The sequence below is a fragment of the Ralstonia sp. RRA genome, assembly GCF_037023145.1.
GTDB lineage: Bacteria > Pseudomonadota > Gammaproteobacteria > Burkholderiales > Burkholderiaceae > Ralstonia.
Map to the genome: position 1 here is coordinate 1,089,063 of NZ_CP146091.1, position 20,638 is coordinate 1,109,700.

The 20,638-nt window shown below is 64.3% G+C and carries 16 protein-coding genes and 1 riboswitch; of the genes, 6 read left to right on the forward strand and 10 right to left on the reverse strand.

The window, feature by feature from the left end; genetic code table 11:
* Window positions 1-33: 33 nt before the first annotated feature.
* From V6657_RS05255 to V6657_RS05265, 3 genes are all read right to left on the reverse strand, one after another.
* Window positions 34-1,386, reverse strand: a complete 1,353-nt coding sequence (locus tag V6657_RS05255) for an 8-oxoguanine deaminase (RefSeq protein ID WP_248694692.1) — start codon at window positions 1,384-1,386, stop codon at window positions 34-36.
* 82 nt (window positions 1,387-1,468) lie between these two features.
* Entirely contained in the window at window positions 1,469-2,878 is a 1,410-nt protein-coding gene (locus tag V6657_RS05260; protein WP_048932840.1) for a nucleobase:cation symporter-2 family protein, read from the reverse strand.
* A 93-nt stretch (window positions 2,879-2,971) separates the two neighbouring features.
* A complete protein-coding gene (locus V6657_RS05265; RefSeq protein WP_048932839.1) occupies window positions 2,972-3,727 on the reverse strand; it encodes a GntR family transcriptional regulator in 756 nt (251 codons plus the stop codon).
* 366 nt (window positions 3,728-4,093) lie between these two features.
* Here V6657_RS05265 and uraH point away from each other — a divergent pair, with 366 nt between their 5' ends.
* The 3 genes from uraH to V6657_RS05280 all read left to right on the forward strand — a co-directional run bounded on the left by uraH (window position 4,094) and on the right by V6657_RS05280 (window position 6,535).
* Window positions 4,094-4,447, forward strand: coding sequence for a hydroxyisourate hydrolase (uraH, locus tag V6657_RS05270; protein ID WP_039597832.1), 354 nt, complete (start codon window positions 4,094-4,096; stop codon window positions 4,445-4,447).
* A 19-nt stretch (window positions 4,448-4,466) separates the two neighbouring features.
* Window positions 4,467-5,717 carry a urate hydroxylase PuuD gene (locus tag V6657_RS05275; RefSeq protein ID WP_048932838.1) on the forward strand — a complete coding sequence of 417 codons (1,251 nt, stop codon included), beginning with the start codon at window positions 4,467-4,469 and terminating at the stop codon, window positions 5,715-5,717.
* Between the two features lie 197 nt (window positions 5,718-5,914).
* On the forward strand, window positions 5,915-6,535 hold the full coding sequence (locus tag V6657_RS05280; protein WP_048932837.1) for an HAD-IB family hydrolase: 621 nt from the start codon (window positions 5,915-5,917) through the stop codon (window positions 6,533-6,535).
* A gap of 29 nt (window positions 6,536-6,564) precedes the next feature.
* Here V6657_RS05280 and V6657_RS05285 read toward each other — a convergent pair whose 3' ends face one another.
* The 6 genes from V6657_RS05285 to xdhA form a co-directional block, all read right to left on the reverse strand.
* Window positions 6,565-7,134: a TMEM165/GDT1 family protein gene (locus V6657_RS05285; protein WP_048932836.1), complete on the reverse strand. Its 570-nt coding sequence runs from the start codon at window positions 7,132-7,134 to the stop codon at window positions 6,565-6,567.
* A gap of 13 nt (window positions 7,135-7,147) precedes the next feature.
* Window positions 7,148-7,357: riboswitch (yybP-ykoY riboswitch) on the reverse strand.
* A 13-nt stretch (window positions 7,358-7,370) separates the two neighbouring features.
* Window positions 7,371-8,705 carry a guanine deaminase gene (gene guaD, locus V6657_RS05290; protein ID WP_048932835.1) on the reverse strand — a complete coding sequence of 445 codons (1,335 nt, stop codon included), beginning with the start codon at window positions 8,703-8,705 and terminating at the stop codon, window positions 7,371-7,373.
* Between the two features lie 18 nt (window positions 8,706-8,723).
* Entirely contained in the window at window positions 8,724-9,761 is a 1,038-nt protein-coding gene (locus tag V6657_RS05295) for an adenosine deaminase (RefSeq protein ID WP_048932834.1), read from the reverse strand.
* 2 nt (window positions 9,762-9,763) lie between these two features.
* A complete protein-coding gene (gene xdhC / locus V6657_RS05300; RefSeq protein ID WP_048932833.1) occupies window positions 9,764-10,798 on the reverse strand; it encodes a xanthine dehydrogenase accessory protein XdhC in 1,035 nt (344 codons plus the stop codon).
* 20 nt (window positions 10,799-10,818) lie between these two features.
* Window positions 10,819-13,185 (reverse strand): xanthine dehydrogenase molybdopterin binding subunit, encoded by a 2,367-nt coding sequence (xdhB, locus tag V6657_RS05305; RefSeq protein WP_048932832.1) that lies wholly within the window; start codon window positions 13,183-13,185, stop codon window positions 10,819-10,821.
* Between the two features lie 4 nt (window positions 13,186-13,189).
* Window positions 13,190-14,704 carry a xanthine dehydrogenase small subunit gene (xdhA, locus tag V6657_RS05310; protein WP_048932831.1) on the reverse strand — a complete coding sequence of 505 codons (1,515 nt, stop codon included), beginning with the start codon at window positions 14,702-14,704 and terminating at the stop codon, window positions 13,190-13,192.
* A gap of 214 nt (window positions 14,705-14,918) precedes the next feature.
* Between xdhA and V6657_RS05315 the strand changes: the two genes are divergently transcribed.
* Window positions 14,919-15,863 carry a LysR substrate-binding domain-containing protein gene (locus tag V6657_RS05315; protein ID WP_048932894.1) on the forward strand — a complete coding sequence of 315 codons (945 nt, stop codon included), beginning with the start codon at window positions 14,919-14,921 and terminating at the stop codon, window positions 15,861-15,863.
* A gap of 42 nt (window positions 15,864-15,905) precedes the next feature.
* Here V6657_RS05315 and V6657_RS05320 read toward each other — a convergent pair whose 3' ends face one another.
* Window positions 15,906-16,754, reverse strand: coding sequence for a substrate-binding domain-containing protein (locus tag V6657_RS05320; protein WP_048932830.1), 849 nt, complete (start codon window positions 16,752-16,754; stop codon window positions 15,906-15,908).
* Window positions 16,755-16,914: 160 nt separating this feature from the next.
* On the opposite strand from V6657_RS05320, the gene V6657_RS05325 reads away from it, so the two are divergent.
* Together V6657_RS05325 and V6657_RS05330 are read left to right on the forward strand one after the other, a co-directional pair.
* Window positions 16,915-18,015 (forward strand): substrate-binding domain-containing protein, encoded by a 1,101-nt coding sequence (locus V6657_RS05325; RefSeq protein WP_048932829.1) that lies wholly within the window; start codon window positions 16,915-16,917, stop codon window positions 18,013-18,015.
* Between the two features lie 65 nt (window positions 18,016-18,080).
* Window positions 18,081-20,615, forward strand: a complete 2,535-nt coding sequence (locus V6657_RS05330) for an ABC transporter permease (RefSeq protein ID WP_048932828.1) — start codon at window positions 18,081-18,083, stop codon at window positions 20,613-20,615.
* The last annotated feature ends 23 nt before the right edge of the window (window positions 20,616-20,638 follow it).

Sequence of the window (20,638 nt, forward strand, 5' to 3'; positions counted from 1 at the left end):
AATGCGTCATGAACGTGGCAAAGCGCCATTCCGTCAGGCTGGGACTGCCCGGGCAGCCTGCGCCAGTTCCAGCGCGAGCCTCCGGTGAACCGTGAGATGGGCGTCGAGTTCCAGCGTGGTCAGGCGGCCGTCTTCGACGACCACGCGCCCGTTGATCACGCTGTGCGCCACGTTGGACGGGGCGCAGAACACCAATGCGGCGACCGGATCATGGTCCGCACCAGCAAAGCTGACTTGATGGCGGTCGAAGCTGACAAAGTCAGCCGACATGCCGGGTGCGAGCGCGCCGATATCATCGCGATTGAGCACGCGGGCGCCGCCGAGCGTGGCGATTTCCAGTGCCTCACGCGCGCTCATCGCTGCCGGGCCGAAACCGACGCGCGCGAGTAGCATCGCCTGGCGTGTCTCGCCGAGCATGTGTGCGCCGTCGTTTGACGCGCTGCCGTCCACGCCCAGGCCAACTGGCACACCGGCATCGCGCATGGTGCGGATGGGGGCAATGCCCGAGGCAAGGCGCATGTTCGAGCAGGGACAGTGCGCCACGCCCGTACCGGTGCGCGCGAACACGTCGATGCCGTGCGCATCGAGCTTCACGCAGTGCGCATGCCACACGTCGTGGCCAACCCAGCCAAGGTCTTCCGCATACTCGGCCGGCGTCATGCCGAACTTCTCGCGCGAGTAGGCGATGTCGTTGTCGTTCTCCGCCAGGTGGGTGTGCATCGACACGCCGTAGCTGCGTGCAAGCTTGGCCGATTCGCGCATCAGATCGCGCGAGACGGAGAAGGGCGAGCACGGCGCCACCACCATGCGCAGCATGGAGTGGCGATCGGCGTTGTGCCAGGTTTCGATCAGGCGCTGCGTCTCTTTGAGGATGGCCGCTTCGCCTTCGACCACGCGGTCCGGCGGCAGGCCGCCCTGGCTGCGGCCCACGCTCATGCTGCCGCGCGCCGCGTGAAAGCGCATGCCGATCTGCTGCGCGGCTTCAATCGAATCATCGAGCCGGCTGCCATTCGGATACAGATACAGGTGGTCGCTGGACGTCGTGCAACCCGAAAGCAGCAGTTCCGCCATCGCGGTAAGCGTGGAGACACGCACCATCTCGGGCGTGAGGCCTGCCCACACCGGATACAGGTTCGTGAGCCAGCCGAACAACTCTGCATCCTGCGCGGCGGGCAGGGCGCGCGTCAGGCTCTGATACATGTGATGGTGCGTGTTGACGAAGCCGGGCGTGACCACGTGGTCACGCAGCTCCATCACACGCACGTTGGGCTGGCCGATTGCGTCGCGATACTGCGCCGGCAGATCGGCCGTGGCACCCACCCATTCGATCACGCCACCGCGCGCCACCAGGGCGCCGTCGGGGATCTCGCGGCGTTGCGCATCCATGGTGACCAGCACATCAGCGTGCTGGGCGATCAGGAGCGGGTCGTTGTGCGCGACAGTGGCGCTGATGGGGAAACTCACGCAATTACTCCGTGCCGTGGGTGTTGGCAGCAGCGTCGCGCATGGCGTGCTCGGCGGACTGCATGCCGTTGTAGTAGAGGTTCAGCGTGACGGCGACCAGCGTGCCCAGCACGATGCCGCTGTGCGTGACCGGCTCCAGCCACTTGGGCAGGTACTGGAAGAAGGTCGGTGCCAGCGTCGGGATCATGCCGAAGCCAATCGAGATGGCCACGATGAACAGGTTGTGGCGGTACTTGTTGAAATCGATCGAGCCCAGGATGCGCACACCCGTAGCCGCCACCATGCCGAACATCACGATGCCCGCGCCGCCCAGCACGAAGGAGGGCACCGAAGCCACGATATGCGCCATCTTCGGGAACAGGCCCAGCACGATCAGGATGATCCCACCCATGGCCGCCACATAGCGCGAGCGCACGCCCGTCACCGTCACCAGCCCCACGTTCTGCGAGAACGAGGTGTACGGGAAGGTGTTGAACACGCCGCCGATCACGGTGCCCAGACCGTCGGCGCGCAGGCCGCGGGTCAAGTCATCGGTGGAGAGCTTCTTGCCGGTGATCTCGGCCAGGGCCAGGAACATGCCGGTCGATTCCACCAGCGTGATCATCATCACAATGCACATCGAGGCGATGGCGCCGAAGTGGAAGGTCGGCATGCCGAAGTGCAGCGGTGTAATGACGGCGACCCAGTCGGCATCGGCGATGCCGGAAAAGCTGACCTTGCCGAACGCCATGGCGATGAACGTGCCGATCACGATGCCCAGCAGTACGGCGATGTTGCCGATCAGGCCTTTGCCGTATTTCGTCAGCAGCAGGATGATGACGAGCACCGCCGCCGCGATGGCCAGGTTGCCGAGGTTGCCGTATTCCAGGTTCGGTACGGTCTGCAGCACGCCGTCCACCACCATCTTCTTGGTCGGTTGGCCGCCTGCCGCCCAGTTGATGCCCACGCCCATCAACGACATGCCGATCAGCGTGATGACGGTGCCGGTCACGACCGGTGGGAAGAGACCCAGCACGCGCCCCATGAGCGGCGCGACGATGATCCCGAATATCCCCGCCGCGATCACCGCGCCATAGATGCCCAGGAGGCCGATGGTGGGGTCGGTGCCGATGGCAATCATCGGGCCGACGGAGGCGAAGGTCACCCCCATCATGACCGGCATGCGGATACCGAACTTCCAGATGCCGAACGCCTGGATGAGCGTAGCAAGACCCGCAGCAAACAAATCGGCATTGATCAGGAAAGCCATCTGCTCCTTGGGCAGATGTAGTGCGCCGCCCACGATGAGCGGCACCGCCACGGTGCCTGCATACATCACCAATACATGTTGCAACCCCAATGCGAGCAGGCGTCCGTACGCCACGCGCTCATTGGTCAAATCCGCCGTGGGGGCGGCGATGGTGCTGCTTGTCATGAAGGTCTCCTTCGGGTGGTCAGCCGGACGGGCGTCCGGCTTGTGGCGGCCGGCCTCTGTCGTGCCGGCTCGCCCAATACAGCAAAACCGGTCCTAGACTTTGTCCTTCGGGCCCAATACCGAACGCAGGTCGAAATCAGCGGGCGCCTCGGGGCGCACGCGGTCCGCGCAGCATTGCAAGTGCTGGGCCATGTGGGCCTGGGCGGCAGTGGCGTCGCCGCGCTCCAGCGCGTTGAGGATGTCCAGGTGCTCGTCGAACGAGCAGGCGTTCTGGCCCGGCGCTTCCACGCTGGCAATCATCAGCGTGGTGCGCGAGACCAGGCGGCGCATCATCTCGACCACCAGCGGATTGCCGGCCTGCTCGGCCAGCGCGACGTGGAATTCCGCCGAGAGGCGAATCCAGCGCGGGCGGTCATGCGTGACAAAGGCCTGGCGCTCTTCCTTGACGAGTTCCACCAGCGGCGCGATGGCCGCCTTGGGGTTGGCGCTATGGCCCACCTTATCGAGCACAGCGCGCTCCAGGATCTGGCGCAGTTCAAACATGGCGTGCGCTTCGTCAATGGAAGGGGCGGCGATGAAGGCGCCGCGGTTCGGCTCCAGGTCGACCAGGCCGTCGGCGGCCAACTGGGAGAAGACTTTGCGCACCGTATGGCGTGCGGTGGCATAGATTTCGCAAAGCGCATGCTCCGTCAACTTGGTGCGCGGAGGCAGGCGGTGCTCCATGATCGCGTCGTAGATCTCGTGGTACATCCGTTCTTCGACCGACATACGTGCCCCCGATGCCTTGGTGCCCGACGTACCGGGCTTTAGCGTCGTTTCCGTGGAGACCAGCTTGAGATTCTTGGACATGGCAGACCCGCCTTTGAGTAACGCATCGCAGCATAAGCAACTGCGAAAATCTGTTGACAATTATTCGTGGGCGCCTTCAATATTGTCAACAAAATGCGTTCAGGAATCCGACAAACTAGGGAAATCCCTGTTTCGAGTCCCCACCGAAGCACGGAGTCGGACCCAGAACGAGCGACGGCTTTGCCGGTTTGGCAGGCCCCTTCATAGAGAAGGCGGCAAGCGTAAACCGGCTGGACGCGCGCCGGGATGCGTGCACAGCACGTACCGAGCGGGCCCCGACGCCAGCCCTTGTCACGCAAGGGTTCGGCGCGAGGTGCAAGTGGAGGCAGCGGCGCTTCTGAAAATTCGAACTACAGAGGAAGACAAATGGGACGCTTGACTACCCATGTGCTCGACACCGCTGCAGGCACACCGGGCCAAAACCTGGCGATCGCTCTGTTCAAAATTGTCGACAATCAACGCCAACCGGTGAAATCGGTTCGCACCAATCACGATGGCCGTTGCGATGCGCCGCTGCTGGAAGGCGACGCGCTGCAGGTCGGCGTCTATGAGCTGGACTTCGGCGTGGGCGAGTACTACCGCGCAGCCGGCGTCAAACTCCCCGAGCCCGCGTTCCTCGACGTGGTGACGCTGCGCTTTGGCGTGGCCGATACCAGCGCGCACTACCACGTGCCGCTGTTGGTGTCGCCGTGGTCGTATTCGACCTATCGCGGCAGCTAAGGGCAGAGGGGAGCGAATCATGGAAGGCTATATCCTCGACTGGGCCAACTTGCTCTTGCGTTGGCTGCACGTGATCGTCGCGATTGCGTGGATCGGTTCGTCGTTCTACTTCGTCTGGCTCGACAACAGCCTGACCAAGCCGACGGCGCCAGACCTGCAGGACAAGGGCGTCGACGGCGAGCTGTGGGCCGTGCACGGCGGCGGGTTCTACAACCCGCAGAAGTACCTGCTGGCGCCGAAGCAACTGCCGGATCATCTGCACTGGTTCTACTGGGAGTCGTACTCCACCTGGATGTCGGGCTTTGCGCTGCTGACGGTGGTGTACCTGTTCAACGCCAACGTCTACATGATCGATCGCAGCGTGTTCGACATGACGGCGACGACGGCGGTGATCCTGGCGCTGGCGTTCCTGGTGGTCGGCTGGCTGGTGTACGACACCATCTGCCGCGTGTTCGGCAAGAACGACCGCGTGGTGGGCATTCTGGTGGCGATCTATGTGGTGCTAGCCGCGTTTGCGGCGTGCCACCTGTTCTCGGGCCGCGCGGCATTCCTGCTGATCGGCGCGATGATCGCGACCATCATGAGCGCCAACGTGTTCTTCTGGATCATCCCGGGGCAACGCAAGGTGGTGGCCTCGCTCAAGGCTGGCGAGAAGCCGGACCCGATCCACGGCAAGCGCGGCAAGCAGCGTAGCGTGCACAACACGTACTTCACGCTGCCGGTGCTGTTCGCGATGCTGTCGAACCACTACAGCATGACGTACGCGTTCAAGTACAACTGGGTTGTGCTGGTGCTGATCATGCTGGCCGGCGTGCTGATTCGTCAGTTCTTCATCCTGAAGCACAAGGGCGTGATCAATTGGGGCTATCCGGCGGCGGGCGTGGCGGTGCTGTTGGGTGTGGCGGTGTGGCTCGCGCCGCGTCCGGCTGCTCCGGTGGCGGAAAGCGCCGCTGCGGTCCCGGCCGTTGCTGCAGGAAGTGCCTCGGCGCCCGCTGCTACAGCTGCCGCTGGCGGTTCGGACTTCGCCAAAGTACAGGCAGTCGTTACCGCACGGTGCTACCAATGTCACTCGGCGCATCCTACCCTGATGCCTTCGCCGGCTAAGGGCGTGTTGCTCGATACGCCGGATGAATTGGGCAAGCACGCACAGCTCGTCTACCAGCAGGTCGTGCAACAGAAGCTGATGCCACTCGGCAACGTGACGAACATCACCGACGATGAGCGCACGATCATCGCCAAGTGGTTTGAAGGCGGCGCCAAGACGAACTGAGGCGCACGCTGAATCGACAACAGAAAGGTTTATCGGAGCATGCCATTCGTTCCCTAGCGGGTGGCATGACCGGTGAGGGTTGAACGGGGCTACGGCCCCGTTTTTTTTCACCCGTCGCACACCGATCGCAGGTGGACGTCACGCTGCCTGCACGTCTGCTATCTTCCGAGCCATTCATTTTCGTCCGGCTCGCGCTTATGACCGACCGCATCATCGCCGCCTTTGACTTCGACGGCACCATCACGACCGCCGACAGTTTTCGCCATTTCGTCTGGCGAGCGGTTGGTGCGCGGCGTTTTCTGTGGGCTGGGCTGCGCGCATTGCCGTGGATCGGCGCGATGAAGATCGGGCTGATCTCACGCGGCGCGGCCAAGGCAAAGTTTGCGTGGTTCGCGCTGGGGCCGATGGAGGAATCCGCGCTCGATCAATGGGCGCAGTGCTTTGTCGACAGGCATCTTGCTCACCTCGTGCGACCGGAGATGTTGCTACGCATCCGTGAGCACCGGGCGCGGGGGCATGCGCTGGTGTTGGTCAGTGCATCGCCATCGCTCTATCTGAAGAAGTGGGCGGCCAACGCCGGCTTCGACGCTGTGTTGGCGACTGAGCTGGCATTCGAGCAGCACCGATTCACTGGCCAGCTCGATGGCGAGAACTGTTGGGGGCCGCAGAAGGTTGTGCGGTTGCGGCAGTGGTGGGCGGATTGCCCGCCACTGAAATTGTTTGCCTATGGCGACAGCCGCGGCGACAAGGAAATGGCCGAACTCGCCGATTGGGCTTGGATTCGCGGGCAGGGGCCGCTGCGCTCGATTGACGAGTGACGGCCTCCAGCCAGCCGGCAGCTACGGTCTTACTTACCGACGCCCAATAACGCCAGCACACCCAGCACCAAGAAGATCAACGCCGCAATCCGATGGACCAACTTGATCGGCATGCGCGAAGCAAACTTGTCGCCCAGCAGTACCGCTGGCACGTTGGCCAGCATCATGCCGAAGGTTGTGCCTGCGACCACCCACGCGATGTCATGGAAGCGCGCCGCCAGTGCCACGGTGGCGATCTGCGTCTTGTCTCCCATCTCGGCAAAGAAGAACGCGACGATGGTGGTGCCGATGATGCCCAGGCCACGCGTGTCTTTCGGTGCTTCTTCGTCGTCCAGTTTGTCGGGAATCAGCATCCATCCGGCCATCGCGATGAACGCGATGCCGAGAATCCAGCGCAACGCGTTTTCGCCGAGTACATGTGTGATCCACCCGCCGACAGCGCCGGCCAATGCGTGATTGACGAGGGTGGAGATGAAGATGCCGAGGATGATCGGCACCGGCTTGCGAAAACGCGCGGCCAGCAGGATCGACAGCAGTTGGGTCTTATCGCCGATTTCCGCGAGGGCGACGATACCGGTGGAGACGAGGAAGGCTTCCATGTTGTTGTGGTGTCCGGGCCGTGTGCGAACCAATGACGCACCGCTGCCGGCCCTATCCGCAGAGGTGTGTCATCGGTCTCGCCAGGCGCGTCACCAAGTGCCGAGGGCACCTGAAGTGGCTGCTGACCACGCCATAACCACTTGTCATTGCGACAGCGGTCAAGTCTGTTGACGTGGCCCTCGAAGTGTCGACTTCGAGCGGCTACTCCCCAATGGAAGCCGCGATTATACGGGCATCAAGCAGCCGCGCCAACCGCAAATTTGGCGGGCTCGCCTTGGATGTAGGTGGCGGATACCGCACGATCTTCGCCCAGTAGCGCGAGCGAGAACAGCAATTCTTCCAGCGTTTCCGAACGCGCGTTGCGGCGTGCCAGCAGCGGTGTGGCAGCCGGATCGAGCACGATGAAGTCGGCTTCGGCGCCCGGCACGAAGCTGCCGATGCGGTCTTCCCAGCCCAAGGCTTCGGCAGCGCCGCGCGTGGCGAGGTAGAACATGCGCAGTGCGGTCAGATGATAGCCACCCATGCGGGCGACCTTGTGCGCCGTGCCCATCGTGCGCAGCATCGAGAACGAGCTGCCGCCGCCCACGTCGGTGGCGAGCGTCAGCGCCAGGCGGTGGGCGTCGTTCTTGTGGAAGTTGTACAGGCCGCTGCCCAGAAACAGGTTGGACGTGGGGCAGTGTGCCACGGCCGCGCCGGATTCGGCCATGCGCTGACGGTCGCTGTCGTCCAGCCAGATGGCGTGGCCGTAGAAGGCGCCCTTGCGCAGAAGGCCGTACTTGTCATACACGTCCAGGTAGCTGCGTGCATTCGGGAACAGGTCGGCCACCCACTTCACTTCGTCGGGGTTTTCGGCGACGTGCGTCTGGATGAAGACGTCTTTGTACTGCTTGGCCAGTTCTGCGCAGGCTTCCAGTTGCGCTTCGCTGGAGGTGGGTGCGAAGCGCGGCGTGATGGCATAGCCGAGGCGGTCCTTGCCGTGCCAGCGCGAGATCAGGTCTGCCGTGTCGCGTGCGCCGGATTCTGCCGTGTCGCGCAGGTATTCCGGGCAGTTGCGGTCCATCATCACCTTGCCGGTAATGAGCCGCATGCCGCGCTGCTGCGCTTGCGTGAACAGTGTTTCGGCCGAGCCGCGATGTACGGTGCTCCACACCATCGCGCTGGTCGTGCCGTTGCGCAGCAGTTCGTCGAGGAAAAATGAGGCCACACCGGCGGCGTACTGTTCGCTCTCGAAGCGGCGCTCTTCCGGGAAGGTGTACGTCTCCAGCCAGTGCAGCAAGCCCGGCGACGGCGACGCGATCATGTCCGTCTGCGGGAAGTGGATATGCGTGTCGATGAAGCCCGGCACGATCAGCTTGCCGCTGTAGTCGTGCAGTTGCGTGCCGGTGGGCAGGTTCTCGCGCAGCGCGGCGTAGTCGCCGGCTTGCACGACCTTGCCGCCCATGACCACGAGCAGGCCGTCTTCCCAGTACTCATAGGCATCGCGCTCGCGATACTGCGGATCGTGCAGGAAATGCAGCACGCGGCCGCGGTAGGCGTGAACGGTGTTGGAAGTCGGAGGCATCGTGGTCATCTTCGTCTCGTGGGTTTCTTAATGCGAGTGTTTCCAGTGGTCGTCGACCTTGGCAAGCCACATCGCTTTGTCCTGCTCGGGCAGGAAGGACGCCTCGAAGCTGTTGCGCGCCAACGTATGCGCATCGGCAGCGGACAGGTCGAGGGCGTTGAAGGTGGCGAGCCAGTTGGTGTTCATGTAGCCGCCAAAGTAGGCTGGATCGTCGGAATGCAGGGTCACTGCGCAGCCGGCGTCCAGCAGTTGCTTGAGCGAGTGATCGCGCAAGTCGGGGTAGACCTTCAGTTTTTCGTTCGACAGCGGGCAGACCGTCAGAGCGATGCGCTCGGCAGCCAGGCGCTTGACGAGCGCGGCGTCATCGATGGCGCGTACGCCGTGGTCGATGCGTTCCACCTTGAGGATGTCGAGCGCGTCGATCACGTACTGCGCCGGGCCTTCTTCGCCTGCGTGGGCGACCAGGCGCAGGCCGAGTTCCTTGCAGCGGGCGAATACGCGCGCGAACTTCTCCGGTGGGTTGCCGCGTTCCGACGAATCCAGCCCCACGCCGATGATGCGATTGGCCGGGTCCTGGATGTAGGGCAGCGCAGCTTCCAGTGTGGCGAAGGCATCTTCCTCGCTCAGGTGGCGCAGGAAGCAGAGGATCAGCAGGCTGGAGAACCCATGCTCGCGCTCGGCATCATCCAGCGCGCGGACGATGCCGTTGATCACCACGTGCATCGGCACGTTGCGCGCGGTGTGCGTCTGCGGATCGAAGAAGATTTCGGCGTGGTGGACGTTGTCGGCAAGTGCGCGCGCCACGTAGGCGGCGGTCATGTCGTAGAAATCCTGCTCGGTGAGCAGCACGCTGGCGCCGGCGTAGTACAGGTCGAGAAACGATTGCAGGTCGTCGAAAGCGTAGGCGGCGCGCACTTCTTCGACGGAGGCATACGGCAGCTTGACGCCGTTGCGCTCGGCCAGCGCGAACATCAGTTCGGGTTCGAGCGAGCCTTCGATGTGGATGTGCAGTTCGGCTTTCGGGCTGGTGGCGATGCGTTCTGCAAGAGTGGGCGAGATCGGCATGATCAGACGGATGTGGGGACGCGGTAAGGGACCGCCGCGCCGCTGCTAGCGCTGCTGAGCGCATGTTGTTGCAGCTCTCGCACCTGCAGCAGTTGCGCGACGACGGATACCGCAATGATATCCGGCGCCTTGTCCGCGATGCCCGCCACACCGATCGGGCACACCATTTCCGGCAGGCGTGCCGGGTCCACACCGTGCTCCACCATGCGGTGCTCGAAGCGCGCGCGCTTGGTCTTGGAGCCGATCAGGCCGAAGTACGCAAAGTCCGTGCGGCGCATGATGCGTTCGCACAGCGCGAGGTCCAACGCATGGTTGTGCGTCATGACCAGGAAGTAGCTGCCGGCGGGCGCTTGGTCGATTACGGCTTCCGGCGTATCGGTGGATTCGATGACGACGTTCGGCGGCACCTCGGTGGGGAACGGGAACATCGCATCGCGCTCGTCCACCCACGTCACGCGGCAGGGCAGGTGAGCCAGCGCACGCACGATGGCGTGGCCGACATGGCCCGCGCCGCAGAGTACGATCGACATGTCAGGCGGCAATACCGTTTGCGTGAAACCGCTGGCATCGAGCGCAACGCCCGCTGCAGCGGCATCGCCGATGGTCGCTTCAACAGGCATAGCGGCATCTGCGGAGACAAAACGGCGCAGGCTGCGGCGTTGGCGCATGGCGTCGTCGGCCAGGGCGATCCAATCTGCATCACGCGCATCAAGGCGCTCCAGCGACAGGCGTACTACGCCGCCACAGCACTGGCCCAATGCGGGGCCGAGCGGAATGCGAACGAACTGGCGGCGAGCTTCTCCGCCAACCTTGGGCGCCTCCATCATGGCTTGTGCGATTTCCATCGCTCGCCATTCCAGATGGCCGCCGCCGATGGTGCCGAAGAAGCCGTCAGTTCCGACCAGCATGAGCGTGCCGGGTTCGCGCGGGGCCGAGCCCTGCACGTCCGTCACGGTGACCAGCACGCACGGCTGCCCGGCCTGCACGGTAGCAAGCACGTCGGCGAAGCGGAACGGGCGCAGTTGCGTGTGGTCCATGACGGTCTCCGTACTCCAGGTCAGGCAGACAGCGGGGCGCTGCGGATGGCGTCCACCGCCTTGAGGATTTCCTCGCTGGTGGCGGGTGCATTCAGCGGCGGGTTGGTGCGGCCATCGCCCACCGCGGCCACCGCATCGCGGATGGCGAAGAACACCGAGAACGGCAGCAGCAGCGGCGGCTCGCCCAGCGCCTTGGAGCGGTGGATGCTGTCTTCCACGTTGGCGTTGTTGAACAGGCGCACGCGGAAGTCCGGCGGGCAGTCGTTGACCGTCGGGATCTTGTAGGTGGACGGCGCGTGCGTCATCAGCTTGCCGCTCTTGTTCCACCAGAGTTCTTCCGTGGTCAGCCAGCCCATGCCCTGGATGAACGCGCCTTCCACCTGACCGATATCGATGGCCGGGTTGATCGAGCGGCCAGCATCGTGCAGCACGTCGGCGCGCAGGAGGCGCCATTCGCCGGTGAGCGTATCGACCACCACTTCCGACACCGCTGCGCCATAGGCGTAGTAGTAGAACGGACGCCCCTTCAACTTGGCTTGGTCCCAGTGCAGCTTGGGCGTGGCGTAGAAGCCGTCGGACCACAACTGCACGCGCGCGATGTAGGCCAGTCGGATCAGTTCATCGAACGGCACGCGGCGTGCGCCGATTTCCAACTGGTCGCCCACGATCGATACCGTTTCGACGGGCACTTCGTAGTGCTCGGCGGCAAATGCGAGCAGGCGGGCGCGGATTTGGCGTGCGGCGTCCTGCGCGGCCTTGCCGTTCAGGTCACTGCCGGTCGAGGCTGCGGTGGCGGACGTGTTGGCCACCTTGCTGGTGTCCGTGGCAGTGACGCGGATGCGCGTGAACGCTACGCCCAGTTCGTGCGCCACCACCTGCGCGACCTTCGTGTTCAGGCCCTGGCCCATTTCGGTGCCGCCGTGGTTCACGAGGATCGAGCCGTCGTTGTACACGTGCACGAGCGCGCCGGCCTGGTTGAAGTGCTTCACGTTGAACGAGATGCCGAACTTCACAGGCGTCAGCGCCAGGCCGCGCTTGAGCACAGGGCTGGTTGCGTTGAACGCGCGAATGGCTTCACGACGGGCGCGGTAGTCGGACGTCGCTTCCAGCTCATCGAGCAGTTCGTGGATGACGTTGTCTTCCACGGTCTGGCCGTACGGCGTGACGTTGTTCTTGTCCTTGCCGTACAGGTTGGCGCGGCGTACGTCGAGGGCGTCCTTGCCGACCGAGCGCGCGATGTTGTCCATGATGTATTCGATGGCAAACGCGCCCTGCGGGCCGCCGAAGCCGCGGAACGCGGTGTTCGACTGCGTGTTGGTGCGCGCGCAGAAGCCGTCGATTTCCACTTCGGGCAGCCAGTAGGCGTTGTCGAAGTGGCAGATGGCACGCGTCATCACCGGGCCGGACAGGTCGGCCGAGAAACCGGCGCGTGAGGTCATGTCGACCTTCACGCCCTGGATGCGGCCGTCGTTGTCGTAGCCGGCTTCGTAGGCGAAGCGGAAGTCGTGACGCTTGCCCGTGATCATCATGTCGTCGTCGCGGTCCGGACGCAGCTTGACGGGGCAGGCGAGCTTCCATGCCGCCAGCGCGGCGCAACAGGCAAACAGGCCCGATTGCGATTCCTTACCGCCGAAGCCACCACCCATGCGGCGGCATTCCACCAACACCTGGTTGGCGTGCCAGCCCAGCATGTGCGAGACCATGTGCTGCATCTCGGTCGGATGCTGCGTCGAGCACCATACGTGCATGCCGTTGTCTTCCTTCGGCACCGCGTAGGAGATCTGGCTTTCCAGATAAAACTGTTCCTGACCGCCCAGCGACATCTGGCCGGCTTCCGAATGCGGCGCAGCGGCAATGCGCTCGGCCGGCTCACCGCGCTTCAGATGCATCGGCGGGAGCACGGATTTGCCAGCGGCGCGCGCTTCTTCGGGCGTGAGCAGCGGGGGCAGCACTTCGTATTCGACGTCGCCGAGGCGTGCCGCGCGACGAGCCGCGTCGTGCGACGTCGCCACCACGATGAACATCGGCTGGCCGATGAAGTGCACCGTGTCAGTCGCCAGAATCGGATCGTCGTGGATGATCGGGCCGCAGTCATTGGTGCCCGGGATATCCGCCGACGTGAACACGGCCACCACGCCCGGCGCCGCCTTCACGCGGTCCAGGCCCAGGTTGACGATGCGCGCATGCGCTTGCGTGCTCATGCCAAGCGCGGCGTGCAGCGTGCCGGCAAGCTCGGGGATGTCGTCGGTGTACGTGGCAGTGCCCGCCACGTGCAGATGTGCAGATTCATGCGGACGCGAGATGCCGACCACTGCACCGCGCTGGTCAGGAATGGCCGCTGCAATATCGGCTTCTGCGAGCAGGAAGGCTTCGGTTTGCTTATTCATGTTCTCAGGCCGCAGTGAGGGTATTCAGTTCGACCGCGCGCACATTGATCTGTTCGGGCGTGAGCGGCGCGTCAGTGCGGGTTTCCAGCCAGAAGCGATACACCGTGTTGGCGGCCGAGATGCGGCGGTAGTTGTCGGTGGCGCGCATGTCGGTCAGCGGGGTGTAGTCGCGCGACATGGCTGCCATGGCAGCACGCACGGTCGTTTCGTTCCACGGCTGGCCGGTGATGGCGGCTTCGGTTTCAGTGGCGCGCTTGGACGTGGCTGCCATGCCGCCGTAGGCGATGCGCGCGCTGCGTACGATGTTGCCGTCCAGCTCAATGGCGAGTGCGGCACACACGGCGGAGATGTCTTCGTCAAAGCGCTTGGACAGCTTGTACGTGCGGAAGCGCATGGCGTCGCGACCCTCACGCACCGGAATGCGCAGGCCGGCCACGAACTCGCCGTCTTCCATCGCGTTCTTCTGGTAGGCGAGGTAGAGGTCTTCGAGCGGCAACTCGCGGCGCACTTCGCCACGCTGCAGCACAACGCGCGTGCCGATGGCGATGAGCGCGGGGGCGGAGTCACCGATCGGCGAGCCGTTGGCGATGTTGCCGCCCAGCGTGCCGGCGTTGCGGATCGGCAGCGAGGCGAAGCGCTTCCACAGCTCGGTCAGTTCGGGGTAGTCCTCAGCCAGGAATTCGTAGGCTTGTTCCAGCGAAACCGCGGCGCCGATCTCGATCCAGCCGTCGCGCTTCTCCAGCGCATACAGGTCGGCCACCTGACCGATGTAGAGGATGTCGCCCAGCTCGCGGAACTGCTTGGTCACCCACAGGCCCACGTCGGTGCTGCCGGCCAGGATGCGGATGTTCGGGTGCGCGGCCTTGATGGCGGCAAAGGCGGAGGCGGTGCGCGGTGCGTAGAAGCGCGGGGCGTTTTCCGTGCCGGCCGGTGCGTAGCTGAAGGTGTCCTTGCGCTGCAGGTTGCGCAGCGTTTCTGCCAATTGTGTGCGATCGATGCCGGCCGGCGAGGGCAGCTCGAACATGCGTTCGCCCGCGTCGATGATCGGACGGTAGCCGGTGCAGCGGCACAGGTTGCCGGTCAACGAATCGCAGATGGCCTGGCGCGAGGGGATCGGCGCGGCGTTATCGGTGTTCTCGTACAGCGCGTAGAGCGACATCACGAAGCCCGGCGTGCAGAAGCCGCACTGCGAGCCGTGGCATTCCACCATCGCCTCTTGCACCGGATGCAGCTTGCCGTCCTTACCACGCACGTCTTCCACGGTGAACAGCGCCTTGCCATCGAGCGTGGGCAGGAACTGGATGCACGCGTTGACGGCCTTCAGGCCGACGCTGCCATCGTCCTGCAGCTCGCCGAGCACCACGGTACATGCACCGCAATCGCCTTCGGCGCACCCTTCCTTGGTGCCTGTACAGTGTGCGTCTTCACGCAGGTATTGAAGCACCGTCCGGGTGATCGGGGCATCCGTAACGGTGCGCACCTGGCCGCGGTGGAAGAAACGGATGGGCTGAGTCTCCATGGGGGTTCTACGCCTGTTTGTGTGTGTAACGGAACCATAGCACCGGGCCAGGAATGCAATATTTGGCCCATGTGATAACCCGCATCGGAAAGCCAAAATCCGGGGTATACCCGCCGGTAGCGCTCTGGCGGCGCGACGTGCAAGTGACATACACTGACAGCGTCCCCCCAGTACGTTTTTAGACCGCACGGCGTCGCCCGTGCTCGGCATCCAGATGCACGGCAAAGATCACCTCGATACCTATCTCCTGCGCGTTTTGTACACGCTGCTCACCGAGCAGAGCGTGACGCGTACGGCGGTCAAGCTCGGCCAGTCGCAGCCGGCCATCAGCAACACGCTCAAGCGCCTGCGCGAGATCACTGGCGACGCCATCCTCGTGCGCGGCAAGAACGGCATGGTGCCGACCGAGCGCGGCCATGAGCTGCTGACCCTGGCCCAGCAGAGCCTGGAAGCGATGGAGCGCATTGCCCGGCCGTCGCAGGAGTTCGATCCGGCCAACACCACACGCACCTTCCACTTGGGTGCACCCGATTATCTGGATGCATTTTTCCTGCCCAACATTGTTGAGCGCCTGCGCAAGCAAGCGCCGCAGGCCAAGCTGGTGGTGCACCCGCTCAATGCCGGCGTCGACTACCTGGCTGCGCTGGAGCAGGGCGGCATGGATCTGGTGATCGGCAACTGGCTTTCGCCGCCCGAACATCTGCACATTTCCCCGCTGTTCGATGACGAAGTCGTCTGCATGCTGGGTGCGCAGCACCCGCTGGCGCGCAAGGGCATCTCGCTCAAGCATTACGTGGAGATGCCGCACCTGGCGCCCGCGCCGTATGCCGTCATGCAGCGCAGCATGATCGATCAGGCACTTGCTGAGCAGGGGCTCAAGCGCCAGATCCAGGTGTCGCTGCCGTACTTCGGGCTGGTGCCGTATGTGCTGATGCGCACGGACCTCGTCTTCACCACCGGCCGTCAGTTCGCCGCGCATTGTGCGCAGTACCTGCCGATCCGCATTCTGCCGACGCCGATGGCGTTCCCGAAGATGCGCTTCTACCAGCTCTGGCACGAGCGCAGTCATGCCGCACCCGATGTGATGTGGCTGCGCCGGATGATCGGCGAAGTGGCAGCAGAACTGCCGCAGCATCCGCAATTGGAAACGGCAGCTTAAGCTGCCGTCCTGTTCCAGCAAGTAACGTTGCACGCAGCGGGATTACTTCCCGCTCGCCACTGCCTTCCCATAGCTCGGGAAGAACACCTGCTCTCCGTTCACCTTGAAATCGGCAATCGCCTGCTGGCCGGAGGGCGAGGTGATCCACTCGATCAGCTTGGTCGCGTCCGTGTAGTTCGTGCTCGGATACTTCTTAGGGTTCACGGCGATGATGCCGTATGGATTGAACATGCGCGGGTCCCCCGCCAGCACGATGTCCAGGCCCGTCTTGGCGCGGTACGCGCCGTAGGTGGCGCGATCGGATAGCGTGTACGCGTTCATTTGCGCGGCCATGTTCAGCACTTCACCCATGCCCAGGCCCGCGCTCACGTACCAAGGCTTGCCCTTCGGGTCGATGTTGGCCGTCTTCCAGTAGGCTTTTTCCATCACGTCGGTGCCGGAGTTGTCACCGCGTGAGATGAACTTGGTGCCAGCCTTCTCGCTAGCGCTGGCGATGGTCTCCATGCCCTGAATCACGTTCTTCTGGCCGCGGATGCCTGCTGGGTCCGCCGTCGGGCCAACGAGGATGAAGTCGTTGTACATCACGTCGCGCCGGCCGATGCCGCCGCCCGAAGCGACGAACGCGTCTTCCAACTGGCGGGCATGTACCAGCACTACGTCCACATCACCCGATTCCCCCAGTTTGACCGCCTTGCCGGTGCCAACGGCAATCACCTGCACATGGATGCCGGTGGCGGCCTCGAACTTGGGCAGCAGCACCTTGAGCAAACCGGAGTTTTCCGTGCTGGTGGTGGTAGCCATGCGGAGATCGCCTGCATATGCAGCGCTGGCAAAAGTGAGGGCCAGGCACGCAAGGGCAGACAACCGAAGGGTTTGGAGCAATACAGGCATGTCGTGAGCAGGGTGTAAGAGACGTGGACGCTTTATGTTGGATGTTGCATGATGGCGGCAACATTGAGGCAGTCGGCAGCGCACGATGCGCCCGCCCCGGGGAATGACGGGAATTGTTTTCCGGGAGCACGAGCGAAGTAAATAGGAAATCACAAACATAATGACGTTCCAGTTCGAGGTATTCCCGGTGATTGGCCCGGACGACAATCCGCGCGCCAACGGCAAGGTCTTTCAGTTGCTGCGGGCGGTGCGTGAAACGGGGTCGCTGCACCGGGCAGCCAAGCAGGTGGGGTTGTCGTACCGGCACGCATGGGGCGTGATGCGCTCGTGGGAAGAGATGCTCGGGCGGGCGCTGCTGGATATGGAGCGTGGTCGCGGGGCATCGCTCACCCTGTTCGGCGAGCGGATGCTGCGTGCCGAGATGCGCCTGCGCGAGCAGCTTGACCCGGCTGTGCGCCAAGCCATGGGCCAGTTCATGGCCGAATTGGAAGACGCTTCGCAGTCGCAAACACGCATTCGCTTTTCGGGCAGCCATGATCCGGCAGTGGAAGTGCTGGCCGAGACCTTTACGCATGAAAGCCAGGCTTCGCGGCTCGATACCGTGTTCTGCAGCGCCGTGGAAGGGCTGATCTGCCTGCAGGAGAAGCAGTGCGAGGTGGCCGGCTTCTATGTGGCGCCCCAACAGGGCGCTGGCTCAATTGCCCACCAGACGCTGCGCAAGTGGCTGCGCCCGACCGCTGTACGCCTGATCGCCCTGGCCGATCGGGAGCAGGGGTTGATGATGTCGCCGGAATGGGCGGGGCGTGTGCAGTCGCTGCAGGATCTGGCCCGGACCCAGGCGCGGTTCATCAACCGCCAGCGCAGTTCTGGCACGCGCCTGCTGTTCGATCAACTGCTGGTGGCGGCCGGGTTATACCCCGACCAGATCAACGGTTACGACGAGCAGGAGTTTTCCAGCGACAAGATCGCCGTGGCCGTGCAGGAAGGGCGGGCAGATGTCGGGTTTGGCCTGCGTCCCGGCGCCGAGGCCCATGGCCTGCATTTCGTGCCGCTCACGCGCGAGACGTATTACTTGGCGGTGCGCCGCAATGACGCGCTTGCCTCATGGGTGCGCGAGCTGATCGAGCGCATTGGGCAGCCGACGTTCCGCGAGGGGCTGAGCCATCTGGCGGGCTATCGCGCCACCGAGCAGGTTTCGTTGCTGACGGCCGACCAGGCGCTTCCTTGGCACGCCGAGGACACCCGCGCGCTGGCCCACTGAAGTCGTGCGAACATGGCGGGGTTTGCGCGATCAATGACGATGTGCGCCCTCTCCATGTTCCGCCCATGTCACGTTTTTCCGTCTGGACCCAAGCCCTGCGCATGCTGCGCCGCGATTGGCGCGCTGGTGAGCTGAACCTGCTGCTTGTTGCGCTGGTGCTGGCCGTGGCTGCGCTGGCGTCTGTCAGCTTTCTGGCGGACCGCATGCATGCCGGCCTGGAGCGCGATGCGCGCCAGTTGATCGGCGCAGATGTGCTCGTGGTGTCCGATCAGCCGCTGCCGAATGACATCGAGGCGCATGCGCGCGCCGGCGGCCTGGAAGTGACGCACACCGCCACCTTCCCCAGCATGGCCAGCACACTCACCAACGGGTCATCCGGCGAGCCAGCATCGCAACTGGCGGCCATCAAGGCGGTGGATGCGGGATACCCGCTGCGCGGCACGCTCAAGGTGAGCGGCGACGGGCGCGATACCGTGGGTGCGCCTATTCGCGCCATTCCTTCTGCAGGCACGGTGTGGGTCGACGCACCGTTGCTCGAAGCACTGGGCCTGCGTGTGGGCGATGCCATTCGCCTGGGCACACGCACCTTCAAGATCGCCCACGTCATCACGCAGGAGCTGGACCGCGGTGCCGGCTTCATGAACTTTGCCCCGCGCGTGATGCTGCCGATGGCCGATCTGGCTTCCACCGGCCTCGTCACCTACGGCAGCCGCGTCACGTATCGCCTGCTGGTGGCCGGGCCCGACGCTGCCACCACTGCCTTCCGCAACTGGACCGAAAGCGAACTGAAGACGCGTCAGGTGCGCGGCGTGCGTATTGAGTCTCTGCAGAATGGTCAGCCGCAGATGCGCGAAACACTGGATCGTGCCGAGCGCTTCCTCTCGCTCGTCGCCTTGCTCGCCGCGATGATTGCGGCCGTGGCGATCACCATGGCCGCGCGACGCTACACCGCACGGCATACCGATGCGGTGGCCATCATCAAATGCCTCGGGCTGCGGCAGGGGCAGATTCTCGGGACGTTTGCGCTGGAGTTTCTGCTGATCGGCGTGCTGGGTTCGCTGGTGGGGGTGGCGCTGGGCTATGGCGCGCATTGGTTGCTGCTGGCGTCGCTGGGTGATCTGGTGACGGTGTCGCTGCCGGCGCCGTCTGTGTGGCCGGCCGTGGTGGGCGTGACAGCAGGACTGGTGTTGCTGGTCGGCTTTGCCGTGCCGCCGTTGCTGAGCCTGGTACGCGTGCCACCGCTGCGCGTACTCCGACGTGACGTGGATGAGCGCGCCATCGCTGCCTGGGTGGGCTATGCGCTGGGGGCGGCCGCATTCTTTGCGTTGCTGGTGGTGTCAGCGCGTGATGTGAAGCTGGGCGCGCTGACGGCGGGTGGGTTTGCCGGCGCCATCCTTGTCTTTGCGTTGCTGGCGGCCGGCGGGCTGCGTGCACTGGCAGTGTCGCTCGGGCGCGGTCGTGCGCTGGGCGTTGGCTGGCGTTTTGCGCTGGCGGTGCTGGAGCGCCGTCGCGGCGTGAGCGTGCTGCAAACCGTGGCGCTGGCTGTCGGGTTGATGGCGCTGCTGCTGCTTGCCATGACGCGCAATGACCTGATCCGCTCGTGGCACAACGCCACGCCTGCCGATGCGCCCAACCGCTTCATCATCAACATCCAGCCGGATCAGATGGAGGCGGTGTCGCAGGTGCTGGCCCGCGCGGGTGTGGCCGATCCCAAGCTCTACCCGATGGTGCGCGGGCGCCTGACGCAGGTGAATGGTCAGACGATCGACCGCCAGACGTATGTGGAATCCCGCGCACGCAACCTCGTCGAGCGCGAGTTCAACCTGTCCTACGCGACCGAACAGCCGCCAGAGAACCGTATCGTCGCCGGTCAGTGGTTTGGCGGGCAGAAGCCCGAGGCGTCGGTGGAGGAGGGCATCGCCAAGACGCTGAATCTGCACCTGGGCGACGTGCTGCGTTTCGACGTTGCCGGGCAGACGGTGGATGCGCCTATCACGTCATTGCGCAAGCTGGACTGGAGTTCGATGCGCGTGAACTTCTTCGTGATCCTGCCGCCCGCGGCGTTGCACGACATGCCGCAGACCTACGTGACGGCGTTCCGCATTCCGGCAGGGCAGGCTGATCTGCCGGCCAAGCTGGTGCGCGAGTTCCCGAATCTGACGGTGGTGGATACCGAGCTGATCCTGCAGCAGGTGCAGGGCGTGCTCGACCAAGTGACGGTAGCGGTCGAGTTCCTATTTGTCTTCACGCTGGCGGCGGGCGTGCTGGTGCTGTATGCGGCGCTGTCCGGGTCTCGCGACGAGCGTTTGCGCGATGCCGGCGTGCTGCGCGCGCTGGGCGCGGGTTCCGGCATCGTGCGTCAGACGCAATACGCCGAGGTGTTGATCGTGGGCGGCTTGGCCGGATTGATGGCGGGGGTGGGCGCCATCGCCATCGGCTGGGTGCTGTCGGCGCATGTGTTTGATTTCCCGTACCGATTCAACCCGGCGATCTTGCCGGTGGGCATCGTGGGCGGCATGCTGTGCGCCTTTGCCGGTGGCTGGCTGGGTTTGCGCGATGTGCTGCGACGCCCGGCCATGGCGACGCTGCGGGATGCCTGATCGTTTTTTGATGTGATTGACGC

What these genes read in the sequence shown, in the direction of transcription:
- V6657_RS05255 (WP_248694692.1), bottom strand. Translation starts at nt 1,386, where the DNA reads ATGGATGCGCAACGCCGCGAGATCCCCGACGGCGCCCTGGTGGCGCGC.
- V6657_RS05260 (WP_048932840.1), bottom strand. Translation starts at nt 2,878, where the DNA reads ATGACAAGCAGCACCATCGCCGCCCCCACGGCGGATTTGACCAATGAG.
- V6657_RS05265 (WP_048932839.1), bottom strand. Translation starts at nt 3,727, where the DNA reads ATGTCCAAGAATCTCAAGCTGGTCTCCACGGAAACGACGCTAAAGCCC.
- uraH (WP_039597832.1), top strand. Translation starts at nt 4,094, where the DNA reads ATGGGACGCTTGACTACCCATGTGCTCGACACCGCTGCAGGCACACCG.
- V6657_RS05275 (WP_048932838.1), top strand. Translation starts at nt 4,467, where the DNA reads ATGGAAGGCTATATCCTCGACTGGGCCAACTTGCTCTTGCGTTGGCTG.
- V6657_RS05280 (WP_048932837.1), top strand. Translation starts at nt 5,915, where the DNA reads ATGACCGACCGCATCATCGCCGCCTTTGACTTCGACGGCACCATCACG.
- V6657_RS05285 (WP_048932836.1), bottom strand. Translation starts at nt 7,134, where the DNA reads ATGGAAGCCTTCCTCGTCTCCACCGGTATCGTCGCCCTCGCGGAAATC.
- guaD (WP_048932835.1), bottom strand. Translation starts at nt 8,705, where the DNA reads ATGACCACGATGCCTCCGACTTCCAACACCGTTCACGCCTACCGCGGC.
- V6657_RS05295 (WP_048932834.1), bottom strand. Translation starts at nt 9,761, where the DNA reads ATGCCGATCTCGCCCACTCTTGCAGAACGCATCGCCACCAGCCCGAAA.
- xdhC (WP_048932833.1), bottom strand. Translation starts at nt 10,798, where the DNA reads ATGGACCACACGCAACTGCGCCCGTTCCGCTTCGCCGACGTGCTTGCT.
- xdhB (WP_048932832.1), bottom strand. Translation starts at nt 13,185, where the DNA reads ATGAATAAGCAAACCGAAGCCTTCCTGCTCGCAGAAGCCGATATTGCA.
- xdhA (WP_048932831.1), bottom strand. Translation starts at nt 14,704, where the DNA reads ATGGAGACTCAGCCCATCCGTTTCTTCCACCGCGGCCAGGTGCGCACC.
- V6657_RS05315 (WP_048932894.1), top strand. Translation starts at nt 14,919, where the DNA reads ATGCACGGCAAAGATCACCTCGATACCTATCTCCTGCGCGTTTTGTAC.
- V6657_RS05320 (WP_048932830.1), bottom strand. Translation starts at nt 16,754, where the DNA reads ATGCCTGTATTGCTCCAAACCCTTCGGTTGTCTGCCCTTGCGTGCCTG.
- V6657_RS05325 (WP_048932829.1), top strand. Translation starts at nt 16,915, where the DNA reads ATGACGTTCCAGTTCGAGGTATTCCCGGTGATTGGCCCGGACGACAAT.
- V6657_RS05330 (WP_048932828.1), top strand. Translation starts at nt 18,081, where the DNA reads ATGTCACGTTTTTCCGTCTGGACCCAAGCCCTGCGCATGCTGCGCCGC.